Here is a 17,545-nt window from a genome sequence, read left to right on the forward strand (position 1 = left end):
GAGACAATGCATGAGTTCGTACCAGACGGCATCGAGCCGCCCCATTGCAGCGACCGCAGGACAACCCGGCGCTGCCGAAGTCGAACGCACCTATAAAAAGGTGTTCTGGCGTATCGTGCCGTTTCTAATGCTCTGCTACGTGGTTGCGTATCTGGACCGCGTGAATGTCGGCTTTGCAAAGCTGCAAATGTCGCAAGATCTCGCGTTTAGCGAAACGGTGTTTGGCCTCGGTGCCGGCGTGTTCTTTATCGGCTACTTTCTGTTCGAGTTGCCGAGCAACATTCTGATGCACAAGCTCGGCGCGCGTATCTGGATCGCACGGATCATGATCACATGGGGCCTGATGTCCGCGCTGTTCGTGTTCGTCAAGACGCCGATGCAGTTCTATATCCTGCGCTTCCTGCTGGGACTGGCGGAAGCGGGTTTCTACCCCGGTGTGATTCTGTATCTGACGTACTGGTTTCCGTCGCATCGGCGCGCCAAGATCATCGCGGTGTTCATGTCGGCGATTCCGGTCTCGGGGATTTTCGGCAACCCGCTGTCGGGCTGGATCATGCAGTCGTTCCATAACAACGCGGGTTTCGCGGGCTGGCAATGGATGTTCCTGATCGAGGCGATCCCAGCGATTGCGATCGGCATCGCGACGATCCTGTATCTCGACAATGGCATCGCCAGTGCGAAGTGGCTGAGCGAGCGCGAAAAGCGTTTGCTCACCGATGAAATCGCCGCCGCGCAGCCACAACACAATGCGCGATCGCATTCGCTCGGCGCGGTGTTCCGCGATCCGCGCACGTGGTGGATGTCGCTGATCTATTTTGCGTTCGTCACCGGGCAATACGGCCTGACGTTCTGGTTGCCGACGCTCGTCAAATCGACCGGTGTGAGCGGCGCATTCGAAATCGGCCTGCTGAGCGCGATTCCGTTCCTGTGCGCGATCGTCGTGATGAACCTGATGGGCCATAGCGCCGACAAGCGCCGCGAGCGCCGCTGGCATCTGATCGTGCCGGCGCTGTTCGGCGCGGTCGGCTTTACGGTGGCCGCTTCGTTTGCGGACAATACCGTGGTGTCGATCGCATTTCTCTCGCTGGCCGCAGCAGGCGTGCTGACCTGCGCGCCGCTGTTCTGGTCGCTGCCGACTGCGTTCATGTCGGGCGCGACCGCTGCTGCCGGCATTGCGATTATCAATTCGATCGGTAATCTCGCGGGCTTTGCGAGCCCCTACATGATCGGCTATCTGAAGGATCTCACGCATAGCACGCAGATCGGCATGTATGTGCTGGCCGGCATGCTGGTGATTGGTGCGATTGCCACGTGGCTGACGCCGGCCAGGCTGGTCAATCGCTAAACTGGATGTCGCGCGCGGGGCAACACGATCAGGCAACGCCTATTGCGGCTCATTGTGTCTATCCGCGCGCTGTTTCAACCGTTTTTAAGGAGTTGCAGCCATGCCTCACTTCGCCGCCAACCTGACCATGATGTACAACGAGCACGCGTTTCTCGACCGTTTCGACGCCGCGGCAAAAGACGGCTTCAAGGCCGTGGAGTTTCTATTCCCCTACGATTTCCGGGCCGATGAAATCAAGGCTCGGCTCGACGCAAACGGTCTGACTCAGGCGCTCTTCAATGCGCCGCCCGGCGACTGGGCTGCGGGTGAGCGCGGCATCGCTTCACTACCGGGCCGCGAAGACGAATTTCGCCGCAGCATTGAAACCGCGCTCGATTACACGCGCGTGCTTGGCAATCGCAAACTGCATGTGATGGCCGGGTTGATCGGCGCGGATCAGCCGCGGGCCGCGCATCGTGAGGTGTATCTGAAGAATCTCGCGTATGCCGCAAAGGCCGCACAAACCGAAGGTATTACCGTCGTGATCGAGCCGATCAATACGCGCGATATACCGGGCTTCTTTCTGAATCGTCAGGACGATGCCCAGGCAATTTGCGCGGAAGTGGGCGCGCCAAATCTCAAGGTGCAGTTCGACTGCTATCACTGCCAGATCGTCGAAGGCGACCTGGCGGTGAAGCTCAAACGCGATATGGCGGGTATCGGCCATATTCAGATCGCCGGTGTGCCGGAGCGCCATGAGCCCGATATCGGCGAGCTGAATTATCCCTATCTGTTCGATCTGATCGACACGCTGGGCTACGACGGCTACATCGGTTGCGAATACCGGCCGCGGGCCGGCACGTCGGCGGGACTCGGCTGGCTCAGGCCGTATCTGAACGCTGCCCGCTAATACGGACAAAGCAAGGACAAAGTACATCATGAAAATACTGATTACCGGCGGTGCGGGCTTTCTCGGTCAGCGTCTTGCGCGCGAACTATTGGCGCGCGGGTCCGTGAAGGACGAGCACGGCAAGCTGCAGGCGATTACCGAACTGGTGTTGCTCGACGTGGTGCACGGAAGCGATTTCGGCGACAGCCGCGTGCGCTCGGAAGTGGGCGACATCGCGGAGCGCAGCGTGCTCGAGCGCGTGATCGACGACAGGACCGCGGCGATCTTCCATCTTGCCGCGATCGTGAGCGGGCAGGCCGAGGCGGATTTCGATCTCGGCATGCGCATCAATCTGGATGCGTCGCGCCTGCTGCTGGAAACCTGCCGGCAGCGCGGGCACAAACCGCGTGTGGTGTTCACGAGTTCAGTCGCCGTGTATGGCGGCGATCTGCCCGAGGTCGTGCAGAACGACACCGCGTTGAATCCGCAATCGTCGTACGGCGCGCAGAAGGCGATCGCGGAGTTGTTGCTCAACGATTACACGCGGCGCGGTTTCGTCGACGGCCGGGTGTTGCGGCTGCCCACCATCAGCGTGCGGCCGGGCAAGCCAAATGCGGCGGCGTCGTCGTTTGCGAGCGGCATCATTCGCGAACCGTTGAACGGCGAAACGGCGGTATGTCCGGTAGCGGGCACGACGCGTGTGTGGCTGCTGTCGCCGCGCAAGGCGATCGAGAGCCTGATTGCCGGACTCGAGCTCGATGGCGCCGCGCTCGGCAATCAACGCGTGCTGAATCTGCCGGGGATTTCGGTAAGCGTCGACGAAATGGTGGCGGCGCTGCGCGAGGTGGCGGGCGAAGAGACCGTGAAGCGGATTGTGTGGCAGCCGGACGCGCGGATAGAGAAGATTGTCGGCGGCTGGCCCGGGCAATGGGATGCCTCGCGTGCCGAACGGCTCGGCTTGACCGGCGACCGCAACTTCGCCGATGTGATTCGCGGTTATATCGCGGACGAGCGGATCCAACTCCGCTGAGCGCGCGTGTCGGGATGGGTATTTGCAGGGTCTTCCTGTATAGCCAAAAAGTCCAAAAGCCTCACGCCGGCAGGGCCTGAAAGCCTGTTTGCCGGCGCGAGCGCGTCAATCTTCAGATCTTTTGCGTGGTCATCGCAAGAAGGCCGCCGGCCTGCACGTATTCCCTGGTCGGAAGCTGGCTTCGCTTGACATGGTTTCGCGCCCACGCCTATTATCGGGTCTAGTTGTTCGATATATGACCGTGAGTTCGTATATAGAACAAGCGGCCTTAATCCCGGGCCTACTGTTCACCATCCTGCGCTAAGCTGAATTGACGTGACGGCTGCCATACGGCCGTTTCCCATTGCGCTCACCGGGTCGATGCTGTGAAGCATCCGGCTCGCGTCATGCGCAGGCGGCCGGCGACGCTAACGGATACCGGATGCGGCGCAGCGCACGCAGCACACCAACTGGAGACATCCTATGACCGAAGCATTCCTGTGCGACGCGATTCGCACCCCCATCGGCCGCTATGCGGGTTCGCTGTCGTCGGTTCGCGCCGACGATCTGGGCGCAGTGCCGCTCAAGGCGCTGATGGAGCGCAACCAGAACGTCGACTGGAACGCGATCGACGACGTGATCTACGGCTGCGCCAACCAGGCCGGTGAAGACAACCGCAACGTCGCGCGCATGTCGCTGCTGCTCGCCGGTTTGCCGCAAGGCGTGCCGGGTTCCACGGTGAACCGCCTGTGCGGCTCGGGCATGGACGCCGTCGGCATTGCCGCGCGCGCGATCAAGTCGGGCGAGGCCGCGTTGATGCTGGCCGGCGGTGTCGAAAGCATGAGCCGTGCGCCGTTCGTGATGGGCAAGGCCAGCAGCGCGTTTTCGCGCCAGGCCGACATCTTCGACACGACGATCGGCTGGCGTTTCGTGAACCCGCTGATGAAGCAGATGTACGGCGTCGATTCGATGCCGGAGACCGGCGAAAACGTCGCGACCGATTACAACATCAGCCGCGCCGATCAGGATGCATTCGCGCTGCGCAGTCAGCAGAAAGCCGCACGCGCGCAACGCGACGGCACGCTCGCGCAGGAAATCGTCGGCGTGACGATCGCGCAGAAGAAGGGCGATCCGATCATCGTGTCGCAAGACGAACACCCGCGCGAAACCAGCCTTGAAGCGCTCGCCAAGTTGAAGGGCGTGGTGCGTCCGGACGGCACCGTCACGGCAGGCAATGCATCGGGCGTGAACGATGGCGCAGCGGCTTTGCTGCTTGCCAACGAAGAAACCGCGAAGCGCTTTGGTCTCACGCCGCGAGCACGCGTGCTGGGAATCGCAACGGCAGGCGTCGCGCCGCGCGTGATGGGCATCGGCCCGGCGCCCGCCACGCAGAAATTGCTGGCTCGTCTGAACATGACCATCGACCAGCTCGACGTGATCGAACTGAACGAAGCATTCGCCTCGCAAGGTATTGCCGTGCTGCGCACGCTCGGTGTCGCGGACGACGACGCGCGCGTGAATCCGAACGGCGGCGCGATTGCGCTCGGCCACCCGCTCGGCATGAGCGGCGCGCGTCTGGTCACGACCGCGATGTATCAACTGCATCGCACGCAAGGCCGCTTTGCCCTGTGCACGATGTGTATCGGCGTCGGGCAGGGCATCGCGATTGCGATTGAACGGGTGTAATGGTTTGGCGTTGGTGCAGGGAAGCGCCGCAGCGTTGTTAGTGTCGAGGCTGGGCGTATAGCGCGCCTGCAGCCGCATGATGAACAGCCCCTTCGCTCTGGCGACGGGGCTGTTTTATTTTGCGCAGTGCATGAATTCACCGGCTATTAAATTTTTGTTTAATCGGTGTCAATGACGGTTTTCGATTTCATTGCGGCAAATTCCACCGATGAAAAGAATTGCGAGTAATTGAACTGTCGCGCCGTATGTATTAATGCTTATCGCATATTAAGTATTGCCTCCGTATATAAATGGCGGAGAAGGTTGGGGCGCTGTTGTCAACTGGCAAGGTGCCGCTGCGACGCCGCGCCGCAGCACTTCGCATCATGCATATCCATTGATTTGATAATCGAAATATAAACAATCGTAGTTTCTTGTAAGGCATGTACAATCGTTGCGCCGTACCCCGCTTTAATAAGCGACATCCTGAAGATGTATGTATTCGCGGTGTTAATCGGCATCCTGTGGTTCCAGATCGCCGTTACGCCGGATCGAACAATTTCTCGAGGAGAGCGTAGATGAAAGCAGCGACGATTGGAGCAGCGTTGGTGGTAGCGGCTTTCGCCGCAGCGCAGCCGGCGTGGGCGCAAGATGCGATGGCGAGTGCCGCGCAGGGCATCGTCGGCGCAGTGCAACCGGTGCATGTGAAGGCCGAGATCGTCGGGATCGATCCGGGCAGCCGCACGCTCACGCTCAAAGGGCCGGGCGGCAATGCGGTGGTCGTACTGGTGAGCCAGCAGGTCGCCGGTTTCGATCAACTGAAGATCGGTGACCGGGTGGACGTGCTGTACAAGAATGCGTTGCTGGTGAAGGCCGACAAAGTCACCGGTGCGAACAAGGGCATTCGTGCGCGCGTCGATACGCAGGTGTATGCGCCGGCCTCGGGTGGCTTTGAATCCGCACGTCAGGTCGAAGTGCTCGCCACCGTGCAGAAGATCGATCACAAGAAGCGCCTCGTTACCCTGCGCGGCGCGTATCAGACGCAAACGCTCGAAGTCGGGCCGGACGTCGATCTGAAGGGCGTCAAGGTCGGCGATACGATTCATGCGGTTTTCGTTTCAGCCGCGGCCGTGCAAGTGACGCCGCAATAGGCGGGGCAGTAAGTGCCATGCCAGTGAGCGGCACGCGTTCAAACAGCACGGCGTAGCCGCGCAACATGGCATGCGCGGCTCATCTGAACCGGCATGACCGATCGGCAAACACCCCTCACTGCAGGGGTGTTTGCTTTTCCACGGTACGAAATCTCGATCATCGAGTCGCGACGAGGCACGCTACCGGACCATCGGCGCTTCGAGACCTAACCACGCGAGCCGCCCTAGCCAGCGTTTGACAAGACCAGGCCGGATAGGCAACGCATAACTCAACGACACACGCACAGTGCGTTCGCTATCCGTGCTGACCCACACGCGTTCGCCGCGATGCAGCCGGAACTCGTTGCCCGGGTCGAGCCAATGATCGTACGGCGAGTTGACGCGCGTGAGCCATAGGCGCGCGCCTTGCACACAGAGCGTGCTGTCGGTGTCGACACGCCATGTCAGCGTCGCGCCTGGCACTACGGAAAAATGCACGACTACCTTCGGCTGACGCTCGTCCTGTTGATGTGCAGACAGACTTGAGTCGTCATCCATGCATTGCGGGCTTGCCTGATCCATCTTGCTCTCCGTCATCGAGCCGGAAGACGGAGGAGGCACCCACAAAACAAAAGGCCCCTTCCGTTACCGGCGGGGCCTTTGGGTCCTGTTTGCAGATTCAGACTGCTAACGCGCACATGCTCCCAAACGCCTGCCGATCACGGCATGCATTGTTCGGTTTTTAATCGCGACGGCGATGGAGGTGTGCGTCAACATGCGAATCAGTGTGCCGTTTTGCCGCATGTCTTGTCAATAAAAAAATCGCAATGGATTCAAGCAACAACACGAGGCGTGCGATATCAATGCATCTTGCTTGCCGCGACGCTGTAGCGAATCTGCGCGGCGAGTGCGCTTCGCAACGCGTAGCGCTTGCGGCGGGTTGCGTTACCGGTGTTGTCGCTCTGGCGTTCGGCCAGATAGCGCGCCGGCGGCGCGAGGACGAACCAGCCGTTCCAGCGCGCGAGCGCTCCGCACTCGATCGACAATCGATCGTAGTCGGCAGCCACACGGCGCTTTCTCAGGCAATAACGCCAGTTCGCATAGATGTGCGCCTGCTTCGAGACGATGAAGGTGCCTCCCGCGTCGAGCGCCGCGGCGACACATTGCGCAAGGTAAATTACCAGTACTTTCGGCCGCAGTCCGTGCCACCGTTTGGTGAGCGCGCGAAACAGCTCGCGCCCGTTGACCGAATTGTCAGGACCCTGCACGGAGCCGATGCAAAGACGCGGCCGCCGCACTTTGCCGCCGAGATAGGCAAGACTGAAGGTGCAGGAGACGATGCGCCGGTCCCGCGCGTCGCGGATGCACAAGGTCCAGTCGCCTTCCTTCTGAAACTGCTCGAGCGATTCGAGCGACACGTGCCAGCGTTCGGCGCCCACGTCGAAAAATGCAATCGGTGCCGAGCCTGCCGCGGCGATGCGCGCGGCGAGTTGCGGCACGCGCTGCTGTGTCAGCGCATGATGATCGAGGCTTGCCGTGAGGCGTTCGCGCGGGCTGAAACGGGTATGAAGGAACGGCCGGTGCATGCGTTCGAGCGCAGTGGGATGACGCTCCACCAGATCGTGTAAAGGAGAAATCGCACAGCGTTTGAGCCATACTTGCGTCGAGCGCCACGACAACAGCGAGCGCAGCCACAGGCGCATGCGGCGCCAGCGATGAAAGACGCCGGTGCCGGGATACAGTGCATGCGCGGCCTGCTGAATGACGGCGAAGGACGTCATGGCTGTCGCGAGCAACGGCAAGCGGGCGCGAGCCCCCTTGCTGGAAACAGTCGTCATGGCAACTCCCTGGGCTATTTCGACCGAGGGGATGCTAGCGGCGCGGATCGCGCCTCCATGTCGAATTGCTTGTGCGTTTGTCGAGTTTTGTCGAGCGTGTCGCATGATGTGCGACGCATCCGCTATGCTGTGCGTCGAGCCGACCCGTCCGGCATACCCGCGGGTTTGCGTGCCGTATGGTCGTGCCGTTGTCCACCGCTATTGAAACAGTCTCAGCCCTGAACGATTCGTCCCATGCCATTCCGGATCCTGCTTGTCGAAGACGATGACCGCCTGTCCGCCCTGGTTGCCGGTTATCTGCGCAAACACGAATACGAAGTCGAGACCGTGCTGCATGGCAACGAGGCCGTGCCGGCCATTCTCAAGCGCCGCCCGGACCTTGTGATTCTCGACGTGAACCTGCCTGGCAAGGACGGTTTCCAGATTTGCCGTGAGGCGCGCGAGCAATTCAACGGCGTGATCATCATGGTGACCGCCCGCGACGAGCAGTTCGACGAAGTGCTGGGCCTCGAATTCGGCGCGGACGACTACGTGCATAAGCCTGTCGAGCCACGCGTGCTGCTCGCGCGCATCAAGGCGCAATTGCGCCGCGTGAGCGTGCGCGCGCCGGAGACCAGCCAGCCCGAGAGCTACACGTTCGGCAAGTTCGAGATCAGCCGGACAAACCGCACGGTCAAACTACCGGACGGCAGCTTGCCCGATCTGACATCGGCCGAATTCGATTTGCTGTGGGCGTTGGTGAGTTGCGCCGGTGAGGTCGTGAGCCGCGACGAGTTGATGCGGCAACTGCGCGGCATCGAGTTTGACGGCCTCGACCGTACGATCGACGGCGGCGTTTCCAAGCTGCGCCGCAAACTGCATGACGACGCGGGCACACCGCAGCGCATCAAGACGGTGCGCGGCAAGGGCTACCAGTTCAGTAAGCTGGCGTGGGATTGAAGACGAGTTGGCGTTGAGTTTCGATTACGTAATACGTCGAAATATCGGCCGACAAAACTCCACAAACCCCGCCTCAACTTGACAGTGATTCGAGGCGGTGATGATTAGCATCGCGGGCTTGTGCAACGACAGGCTTAGTGATGTCCGCTCGCGTTTCTGTTTCTTCCCGCCATGCTGTGTTGATGATTCACGGCTTGGGCGGCACGCGCCATGATTTCGGCGCGCTTGACCGCAAATTCGAGCAGATCGGTTGCGACGTACATTTACCGTCGCTGCCGGGCCACGGCTCGAACCCGGATGCATTGAGCCGCGTGACGTTGAGCGACTACATGCAATTGCTGAGCCGCACATACCGCGACTTGCTGACACGTTACGAGCGAGTCGACGTCGCCGGCATTTCGATGGGGGCGTTACTTGCATTGATGTTGAGTGCGCGGGAGCGCATGACGACAGGGCGCCTGATTCTGCTATCGCCGCCTTTATTCCTCGATGGCTGGGGCGGTTCACGTTTGCGACCGTTGCGCTACCTGTTGTACTGCGTGCCCGGCTTACGCCGATTGATTCGCGTACCTGAGGGCGAACCGTTTGGCATCAAGAATGCACGCATCCGCAACCTGATCCGCCGCCATTTGCAGAAGGGCAGTGGCGTCCACTATCCGTACGTGCCATTGGCGGCGATCGAGCAGGTTGACTGGATGCGCTTCGCGGTGAAGCGAGCCTTGGGGCGCGTGACCTGCGAGACCTTGGTCATGCATTCGGAGGAAGACGAGGTGACCAGCATCCGCTCCGCGGAATTCGTGTGCGACAACCTGGGAAGCCGCTCGGTGACCTTTGTGCGCTTGACCGACAGCTACCACATGATCACACTAGACAACGAGCGGGACACGGTAGCGGAGCAAACACTGGCATTCGTACAGAGAGCGTAAGAAGCAACAGCAACCGACCAGAGGCCACAAGAACCGGTTTTGCGCAACGCGCAGAACCGGAAAGACAAGCAAAAACGCGGACCAGAGCACAGCAACCCACCGCGGACCAGAGCGCAGTAACTTACCGACGACGCGTCGAAGAAACCAGCAAGCGTCCCAACGGTTTTAGAAATAGGTATCGGCGCGCGCAGCGCTGCCGGAAGAATGACTGCCTTGTCACAAACGCGGAGTGTGCGAGAACACAGATTCCAGATGTGCCGCTACCGCAACTGCGCGGAGGACCCGCTTATAAGCTGGCGGTTTGAGCCGCTTTCTTTGCTTATCTTTCTTTGCGGCGGCAAAGAAAGTAAGTGCCGCCCCGCACAGGGGCAAACGCTAATAAACCAAAACCGCAAAAACCAAAACCGCCAAAACCAGAACACCCAAAACCAGAACAGCAAAAAACCAGAACAGCAAAAACCCAGAGAAACCCAAAATGCCACCCCCAGCGGAGCCAAAACCCTTACCCCCCCACCGCTATGCCAAATGGCGCTGGCACCATTTCCGCCGCAACTGGACCGACACCCGAGCAGACCGAATCCCCAGCTGGTCGAGGCTATACCTCCGCGTCTACACCCGCCTGTTAACCCTAACCGTGCTAGTACTAGCAGCCTCAATCACCACCCTGAACCTGACACTAAAAACATCCCCATCGCTCTGGCAAGCGCTAACAACAACCAAAGCCTCAATACCAATCGCATTAGTCACACTCCTGCTCCCAGCAATAACAGCCTACCGCTGGATGCGCCCAGTCTGGCTGGACCTCGTCATGGTCCGCGAGCGCGCCATCGACTTCACCGGCGGCCGCTTCAACACCCGTGCCCGCGAATCGCACAGCGTCATCATCGGCCCACTGGCCCGCACGTTAAACGCGCTGGCCGAGCGCATGGAGCGCCTGATCGCCGCGCAGCGCGAACTCACCAACGGCATCTCCCACGAACTCCGCACGCCGCTGGCCCGCGTGCGCTTCGCACTGGAGAATCTCCGCGAACCCGCGTCCGCGGCCGAATACAACAGTGCATTGGCAAGCATCGCTCAGGACGTCACCGAACTCGACGAGCTCATCGACATGAGCCTGACCTACGCGCGCCTCGAATACAGTTCCCTGCAATCGAACCTCGAATCCACCGTGCTTACGGCATGGTTCGACAGCCAGATTACCGACGCCACGCTGTTATACGCGGACAAGCAACTCGTCCCGCAAGTCGACGTGGATACCTCGCTGCGTGTGGTGATGGACAAGCGCCTCATGTCCTACGCAATGCGCAACCTGCTGCGCAACGCCAGCAAATACGCCCATTCGCAGATCATGGTCGGCCTGAGCGTCAAGCATGGCAATGTGGAAATCTACGTGGAAGACGACGGCGCCGGCGTGCCCGCCGACCAGCGCGAGCGCATTTTCAACGCCTTCGTACGGCTCGATCGCCAGACCGGCGGCTACGGCCTGGGTCTCGCGATTACGCAACAGGTGCTGCGCGCTCATCACGGCCGCATAGCCGTCACCGATCCATTGACGCTCGGCGGAGCACGTTTCGAAATGAGCTGGCCGGCAGGCACGGCGACGTGAAGAACACCGTACCTACGCAGCTTCAATAGGTATGTCCCAACTGGAAGTAAAAGTTATGGCGGCCGCCGGGTGCGAACGCTACGCCGAGATATATCGGACCGAATGAACTGGTCAGCGCGGTGAAAGCCGTCACGCTGCGCTTCAGTGGTCCGCTGCCGAACTGCGAATCGCGGTTCCAGACGTTACCGGCTTCAATGCTCAGGCCTGCATACAGGCCGCGAATCGGCGACGCGTTAAACGTGGCGAGCTGATTCATATACGTCACCTGCCCGTACACCATCGAATTGCCGGACAGCTGATCGGCGGCGTAGGCTGACAGATGCTGAAAACCGCCCAGCGTAAAGCCGAACGGGTTCGTCAGATTGGTGCCGCCGAAGTCGTTACCCGCTTCGATGCTCGCGTTGACGCTATGCCGCCCGTAACTCGCCGCGACAATGCTTTTGCCGTACACCTCGGTGAAACTGTCGGTGCCTGCGAATAACGAACGTTCTACGCGTAGTTCGCCGAAGTAGCCTTTGCGCGCAAACAGCGGATCGTCGAGCTGATCGATCACGAGACGTGCGCGCGCGCTAAGCTGACGCCCGTAGATATCGGGGAACAGCAGCGGCGAGTTGGGTCCGTCCGCGAGCGGCAAGTTGTATTGCGGCGACGCGAAGCCATGCGCGTACGCCACGCCGATACGGAAGTCGCCGAGACGTGCGAGAGGCAACCCCAGATCGACTCCGACGCGCTCGGTCTGCAACAGATATTGCGTCACCTTGATATCGCCGGAGTCGTCGTAGAGATTGGCGTAGCGGCGCTGAAACTCGAGATAAGGCGCGACGTAATAGCCGAACGAACTCGACAACGGCTGCCGCAATTCCGCATGCAGGTTGATCAGATCGCTGCCGACGGTCCCATCCACTCGCCCCTCGAGCCCTGACGAAGTGAGCCACGGCCGGCGGTAGCCGAGATGCAACCGGAAGCCGCCTTCATCCGTCGAACTGCTCGAGAGACCGAGCCCGAACAGCAGGAAATTCGGTCCCCACTGTTTCTGCTGCGCGACGATCACGAGCTTGTGCTCATCGCCGTCGTCGACGAGTTGCTGGCTCACGCTGTCGAAATCACCGGCCGTGGAGAGCGCCAGCAAGTCCTTGTTGAGCGCGGCGGGATCGTACACGTCGCCGGGTTTGACGTGCAACGCGGCGCGAATCTTATCTTCGGGCACCACGCCTTGCGAGGCGATCTCGATCTGCGTGACCCGCACCGGATGCGCTGCGGGCGGCGCGTGCCGGGCGCGCCACGCGGCGTAGTCAGCGGGCGAGAGCGCCAGATGCTGAAGCTGCGGTAGTGCCGCGCGGGCAGCGGCGGCGCCGGCTGCGATCGCCTGGCTCGCGTTGGCGAAGTCGGTGAAGCTCAGCGAGCCGAGCGCCGGTTCGATCAGTACGTCGCCGGTTTGCAGTTGTTCGCGCTGGCGCGCAACGTTCTGGTGGATCAGGATGCCGATCATCTGCTGCATCACGTCGGCGGGCGAAGCGAGTGCATCCAGCGGCCGCAGCGGCGAGCCGATATCGACGGCGATCACGACGTTCGCGCCCATGTCACGCGCCGTTTCGATGGGCAGATTGCTGACGATGCCGCCGTCCACCAGCGTGCGCCCGTCGATATCGGCGGGTGCGAACAGGCCGGGCAACGCCATGCTCGCGCGAATCGCCTGCGGCAGCGAACCGTGATCGAGCACCACCTTCTGGCCGGTGCGCAGATCGGTGGCGATCGCGCGATAAGGGATCGGCAGACGGTCGAACGAAACGCTGCCCGGCACGGCGGACGTCCAGTCCTGCAGCAGCGCTTGCAGGCGATTGCCCTGGACCAGTCCCACCGGCAAGCGGAAACCGTTGGCGCCATAGCCGAGCGAAAGGCTATTCACATACAGACGCTCGTCCTCGCGGCGCGATTGCGGCAGATCGGCGCGTTCGGTAACGTCGAACGCAATGTCCGCGAGATTGATGCCCGTGAGGCGTTTTTGCATGTCCTGCGCCGTCATACCGCTCGCGTACAGGCCGCCGACCACGGCGCCCATGCTGGTGGCGGCGATACAGTCGACCGGAATGCGGTTTTCCTCGAGCACCTTCAACACGCCGAGGTGGGCATAGCCGCGCGCGCCGCCGCCTGAGAGCACGAGACCGACGGAGGGCCGGCCGGCCGCGCCTGCTTCGGCACTGCACGCGGACTCGGCTGCAAGAGCGGGGCGTGCGAGCGCGGCGATCCCGCACGCCAGCAGCAGCACGGTGCAGCGCAGACGGGGAACGATGGGCCGACGCCACGTATGGGTTGCCGTTTGTTGTAGTTGTTCGCTCGCCAACGCTCGACTCATCTGTTTTGATGCAGGAAGAAAACCGAGAGATTACATTGTTTTTCTCCGGCAAAAACAGGTGATTTTGCGTAAACACGGGTTTACGGAAAAGCGTAGCCGTCGCGCGTTGAACCTCACATCACGGCCGGGTGCGCCGGTGAAGTGGGTTGGAAACACGCTGATGGCGCGACGTTCTATCGCTAGCGGCGTACCAAAGCGCGCACGGCCCTTGCCGCCAGCGGATGCCCCATATCCGGCGCAACGAAATGCGCCACTTTACGTTCGGCAAGGTTGACCGTCACGTAGTCGTTCGGCGCTTTCGTGTTGAGACCGTCGGACGCCGAGTGATACTCGATACGTAGCTGCGTCGCGGTCACGACCACGCGCAGATAACCGTAATTGGTGTCGTCGTAGTTTTCCAGTACGACCTGATCCGTGGTGGCCGACGCCGCCTGCATGACCTGCGGTGCGCGAATAGCGGGCGCCCCCTGTGTGGCGAGCTTGATCAGACCATGTCCGCCGTTGCCGCATACGAGGTATGGAATCTGCGTGCCGTCCGCATTTCGCGTGCGCGTGAAGCGCTGATAATTGTGAGCGTGGCCGGAAAGAAATGCATGCGGCCACACGCCGTTGGCTTCGCATACCTTGTCGATCTGCGCCAGCATATCGACGCTCGATCCATGTCCGCCCGCGCAATACGGCGGATGATGATCCGCGATCAGCAGTGCGCCGGTGAACTTCTCGGCCTTGACGCGCTTGAGCGCGGCGTCGAGAAAGTCGAGTTGAGTGCTGCCGATGTGCGGGTCTGAAATCACACCGGGATCTTCGAGCGTGTTGCTGTATATCACCAGTACGCGCACGAACGGTGCATCGAGCGTGAAGAACACGCCGGGCTGAATTTGCGCGGTGCGCGACAACCCGCCGGCTTCGGGCGAAACGGCGAACGTATCCGCACAAAAATTCCTCAGGAACGCGGTGAGGCTCGCGGCGTGCGCCTCCGGTGAAACCATGCCGTCATGGTTGCCGGCACAGGCGAGAATCGGCGCGGGGTAGTCCCGATATGGTTCGTAAAACTGATCGTAGTAGTACTTGCCTTCGCCGAAGCTATAGACGACGTCGCCGAGTAACAGCGCGAACTGCGGCACCTCGCCGGCATTGGTTTCGTTGAAGTCCGCGGTCAATTTGTCGGCCACTTCGTTTTGAGTCGCCGGGCCTTTCGTATTGCCGCAATCTCCTAGCGCATGAAATACCAGTTGTCCGTTGGCCGTGATCCGGTCGATGGCGGTTGCATTGCCGCCCATGACCTCGGCCAGCGTGAGTTGGGGCTCTACGCCGCCTCTTGGCGCGGGAAACGGCAGCGGAAACAGCTTGTGCTCCGCATTGAGCTTGTCGATTTCCTTGTAGGCCGCATCGTCCGATGGATGGGGTACGCGAAACACCGTGGGGTCCGCGGTCGGCTGAGGCTGGGCGAACACCGGTTTGTTCAGCATCCGCGGACGGAGCGCCGACGTGGTGGCCGTTGCGGCAGGATGGTTTGAGCCTTGGGCGGGCACAGTGGCTTTTTTGCCGGAGGCTGCTGCCTTGCCGTCCGGTTTTTGTTTGCCTTCTGCTTTCGTCGTGCTTTCTTTCGCCTTGGCTTTGGGTTTCGACTCGCGTTTTGCCGGCATGAGCGCCTCTTGAAAAGAGTAAGCGGGGTGGGCCGCAAGCGGCTTTCGCCGTTGCGTCTATCGAACCCTACGACAGGTGTATTTCGAAAAAGTGTCGCGGCGATGTCGAACTTGCAGTGCTATCGCGCGTGGCCCGGCGCGCGTTATATGCGGAGCCCGACCCGAAACAATTTATGTCGGCGTATGTCGCGGGATGTTCGAATCGCCCGCAAACCCTTGTCCAGCAGGCCTCTTTTGTGGTGAAACAGGGCGACATATCTTCGTTGCTGATTAAACACACGCGTCCTTCTATAGTCCGTTCGTCGCCACGCCGCAGTGCGCAGAAGTGGCCCGAAATCAGGAAGGACATTCCGTGAAACATTATTCATTCGTCGTGCCGGCCACCGCTGCTTCCCCTGCTTCCCCCGCCTCAACAGTGACAGTTACATCTGCGCGCGGCGTGCTGCGCAAGCTCATGCTCACCGCAACCGCCGCCGTGCTCACGCTCGGCAGCGCTTCAGCTTTCGCCTGGTCGCAACACGGCACCGCGTACACCTCGCGCGGCACCTACAACGGTGCGCGTTACGGCTCGTGTGGCGGCGGCAGTTGTTCACATGCAGGGGGCGTAGTCGGCCCCTACGGCGGTCTGGCGACCAACACCGGCACGGTGACCCGCAACGCGCCGGGTCAATTCTCGAATTCAGGCACGGCGACGGGGCGCTACGGCAACCAGGTCCAGCACGCCGGCGATACCAGTTGCGCGGGCGGCACCTGTTCGCATACCGGCACCCTCACCGGACCGGACGGAAAAACAGCCACCACCTCCGGCGATGTAACCAGAACCGCGCCTGGCCAGTATTCGTCGTCCGGGTCGATCACCGGATCGAACGGCAACACGATCGACCATTCAGCATCCACAAACTGCGCGGGTGCTTCGTGTTCGCGTTCCGGCACGGTGACAGGGTCCGATGGCGGCACCGTCAACCACTCCGGAACGGCGACGCGTGTTGCGCCGGGCGTCGTCACGACGTCGACAAGCACGACGGGTACACACGGCAACACGGTGACGACAAGTGGAACCGTCACGACCACCGGTGTCGTCACGACAGGCAGCACGACGGTTGTCGTTGCACCGAAGCCTGTTGTTGTCGTACCGCCGCCGGTTGCGTATGTGCCGCCGCCTCCGGTGGTCTACGTTCCGCCGCCGCCCCCGCCGCCTGCGGTGTATGTTGCACCGCGCGTTGTATATGTGGCGCCTGTGCCGCGCCCTGCAGTGTGGGTGCCGGGTCACTGGGTGGGGAATGTCTGGGTGCCGGCGCACTGGTCATGAGCGAAAACCTGCGGGTGAGACTCGACGATGACGCCGGACGAATCGGGCCGCCGTTGATAAGCGCGCGGGGACGTGCGCAGGCGGTCCGGGCACGTTTCAACGCGCTACGCACACGGACGTTGTGCAAGGCAACTGTGTTGGCAGCGATGATCGTTGCTACAGGTATGGCGATTGCAGTGGGTGAGCGCGTCACCCACACTGAAACGCGTGCTGTGCGCGGGGCGATTGAACCCGGGCAGGACTGCTCGGCGAAATATGCAGCGTTGCTCGATCTCGCTGAATTGGCGAGACGCGATGGCAAATCGTCGGAGGTCGTGGTGCGTGGGCTAAGCGACCGCGGCGGCGCAATGAGCGACTGCTTGCCGATCGGCAGGCGCGACGGGGCGAGGTAGACGCGCGAATGGCCCGAGCGGCCATTCGCGCCTGTCAACGCAGCCTTCCGAAGAAGCAATACGTCGACACCGGCAATGGCCGGTCGCTAGCGGCCCTGCTGCTGCAGATACTGCCTGACGTCGCTCATGGTCACACTTCCTTTATGGCTCGTATCGATCTGATCGAAGTGCTTGGCGACATAGCCAAGCCCCTGAGTCTGAGCTTGCGCCTTGGTGACCGCGGCGCCATTGCTAAGGGCCGTATTGGCCCCCAGCCGCGCTTCGAGCCGCTGTTGAGCTTCCTGTTGCAGGGCCGTGCCGGTCGACGGTGCGACTGGGGCAGCACGGTTTTGAGGGAAGAACGGACCGTCGACACCTCTCGACCCGGTTGGCGGCGTCGCCGGCGCCACCGCTTGCGGCGGTAACGCATACGCGTTGCCAATCAGACAGCCGAGGACGATCAACGGGGAAACACGCCGCAATCTATCGAAAAGAGACATGATGACTCGCATTGATTGAGTGAATAGAGTATCGCGAACG

At 61.3% G+C, this 17,545-nt stretch carries 14 protein-coding genes; 9 read left to right on the forward strand and 5 right to left on the reverse strand.

Annotated elements, in window-relative coordinates:
* Positions 1 to 10: 10 nt before the first annotated feature.
* The 5 genes from ACOSV0_RS26115 (at position 11) to ACOSV0_RS26135 (ending at position 6,038) form a co-directional block, all read left to right on the forward strand.
* A complete protein-coding gene (locus tag ACOSV0_RS26115; RefSeq protein WP_434114992.1) occupies positions 11 to 1,345 on the forward strand; it encodes an MFS transporter in 1,335 nt (444 codons plus the stop codon).
* Positions 1,346 to 1,445: 100 nt separating this feature from the next.
* On the forward strand, positions 1,446 to 2,234 hold the full coding sequence (gene otnI / locus ACOSV0_RS26120) for a 2-oxo-tetronate isomerase (protein WP_434114994.1): 789 nt from the start codon (positions 1,446 to 1,448) through the stop codon (positions 2,232 to 2,234).
* A gap of 28 nt (positions 2,235 to 2,262) precedes the next feature.
* On the forward strand, positions 2,263 to 3,243 hold the full coding sequence (gene denD, locus ACOSV0_RS26125; RefSeq protein ID WP_434114996.1) for a D-erythronate dehydrogenase: 981 nt from the start codon (positions 2,263 to 2,265) through the stop codon (positions 3,241 to 3,243).
* 462 nt (positions 3,244 to 3,705) lie between these two features.
* Complete coding sequence (gene pcaF, locus ACOSV0_RS26130; protein ID WP_434114997.1) at positions 3,706 to 4,908, forward strand: 3-oxoadipyl-CoA thiolase; 1,203 nt, start codon at positions 3,706 to 3,708, stop codon at positions 4,906 to 4,908.
* A 557-nt stretch (positions 4,909 to 5,465) separates the two neighbouring features.
* Positions 5,466 to 6,038, forward strand: coding sequence for a hypothetical protein (locus tag ACOSV0_RS26135; RefSeq protein ID WP_434114999.1), 573 nt, complete (start codon positions 5,466 to 5,468; stop codon positions 6,036 to 6,038).
* A gap of 180 nt (positions 6,039 to 6,218) precedes the next feature.
* Here ACOSV0_RS26135 and ACOSV0_RS26140 read toward each other — a convergent pair whose 3' ends face one another.
* Together ACOSV0_RS26140 and ACOSV0_RS26145 are read right to left on the reverse strand one after the other, a co-directional pair.
* Positions 6,219 to 6,599 carry a DUF2917 domain-containing protein gene (locus tag ACOSV0_RS26140; protein WP_434115001.1) on the reverse strand — a complete coding sequence of 127 codons (381 nt, stop codon included), beginning with the start codon at positions 6,597 to 6,599 and terminating at the stop codon, positions 6,219 to 6,221.
* A 278-nt stretch (positions 6,600 to 6,877) separates the two neighbouring features.
* Positions 6,878 to 7,855 carry a DUF535 family protein gene (locus ACOSV0_RS26145; RefSeq protein WP_434115003.1) on the reverse strand — a complete coding sequence of 326 codons (978 nt, stop codon included), beginning with the start codon at positions 7,853 to 7,855 and terminating at the stop codon, positions 6,878 to 6,880.
* Positions 7,856 to 8,089: 234 nt separating this feature from the next.
* Here ACOSV0_RS26145 and ACOSV0_RS26150 point away from each other — a divergent pair, with 234 nt between their 5' ends.
* The 3 genes from ACOSV0_RS26150 to ACOSV0_RS26160 all read left to right on the forward strand — a co-directional run bounded on the left by ACOSV0_RS26150 (position 8,090) and on the right by ACOSV0_RS26160 (position 11,326).
* On the forward strand, positions 8,090 to 8,794 hold the full coding sequence (locus ACOSV0_RS26150) for a response regulator (RefSeq protein WP_434115004.1): 705 nt from the start codon (positions 8,090 to 8,092) through the stop codon (positions 8,792 to 8,794).
* A gap of 140 nt (positions 8,795 to 8,934) precedes the next feature.
* Positions 8,935 to 9,720: an alpha/beta hydrolase gene (locus ACOSV0_RS26155; RefSeq protein ID WP_434115006.1), complete on the forward strand. Its 786-nt coding sequence runs from the start codon at positions 8,935 to 8,937 to the stop codon at positions 9,718 to 9,720.
* Between the two features lie 475 nt (positions 9,721 to 10,195).
* Positions 10,196 to 11,326 carry an ATP-binding protein gene (locus tag ACOSV0_RS26160; RefSeq protein ID WP_434115008.1) on the forward strand — a complete coding sequence of 377 codons (1,131 nt, stop codon included), beginning with the start codon at positions 10,196 to 10,198 and terminating at the stop codon, positions 11,324 to 11,326.
* 22 nt (positions 11,327 to 11,348) lie between these two features.
* Here the strand turns inward: ACOSV0_RS26160 and ACOSV0_RS26165 are convergent, their stop codons facing one another.
* Together ACOSV0_RS26165 and ACOSV0_RS26170 are read right to left on the reverse strand one after the other, a co-directional pair.
* Positions 11,349 to 13,679: a patatin-like phospholipase family protein gene (locus ACOSV0_RS26165; RefSeq protein WP_434115009.1), complete on the reverse strand. Its 2,331-nt coding sequence runs from the start codon at positions 13,677 to 13,679 to the stop codon at positions 11,349 to 11,351.
* 179 nt (positions 13,680 to 13,858) lie between these two features.
* Entirely contained in the window at positions 13,859 to 15,325 is a 1,467-nt protein-coding gene (locus tag ACOSV0_RS26170) for a metallophosphoesterase family protein (protein WP_434115011.1), read from the reverse strand.
* Between the two features lie 352 nt (positions 15,326 to 15,677).
* Between ACOSV0_RS26170 and ACOSV0_RS26175 the strand changes: the two genes are divergently transcribed.
* Positions 15,678 to 16,634 (forward strand): hypothetical protein, encoded by a 957-nt coding sequence (locus ACOSV0_RS26175; protein ID WP_434115012.1) that lies wholly within the window; start codon positions 15,678 to 15,680, stop codon positions 16,632 to 16,634.
* A gap of 478 nt (positions 16,635 to 17,112) precedes the next feature.
* Here the strand turns inward: ACOSV0_RS26175 and ACOSV0_RS26180 are convergent, their stop codons facing one another.
* On the reverse strand, positions 17,113 to 17,505 hold the full coding sequence (locus ACOSV0_RS26180) for a 2-oxoglutarate dehydrogenase (RefSeq protein ID WP_434115014.1): 393 nt from the start codon (positions 17,503 to 17,505) through the stop codon (positions 17,113 to 17,115).
* Positions 17,506 to 17,545: the final 40 nt, after the last annotated feature.

Origin of the sequence: Paraburkholderia caffeinilytica (assembly GCF_051027425.1) — a bacterium.
GTDB lineage: Bacteria > Pseudomonadota > Gammaproteobacteria > Burkholderiales > Burkholderiaceae > Paraburkholderia > Paraburkholderia caffeinilytica_A.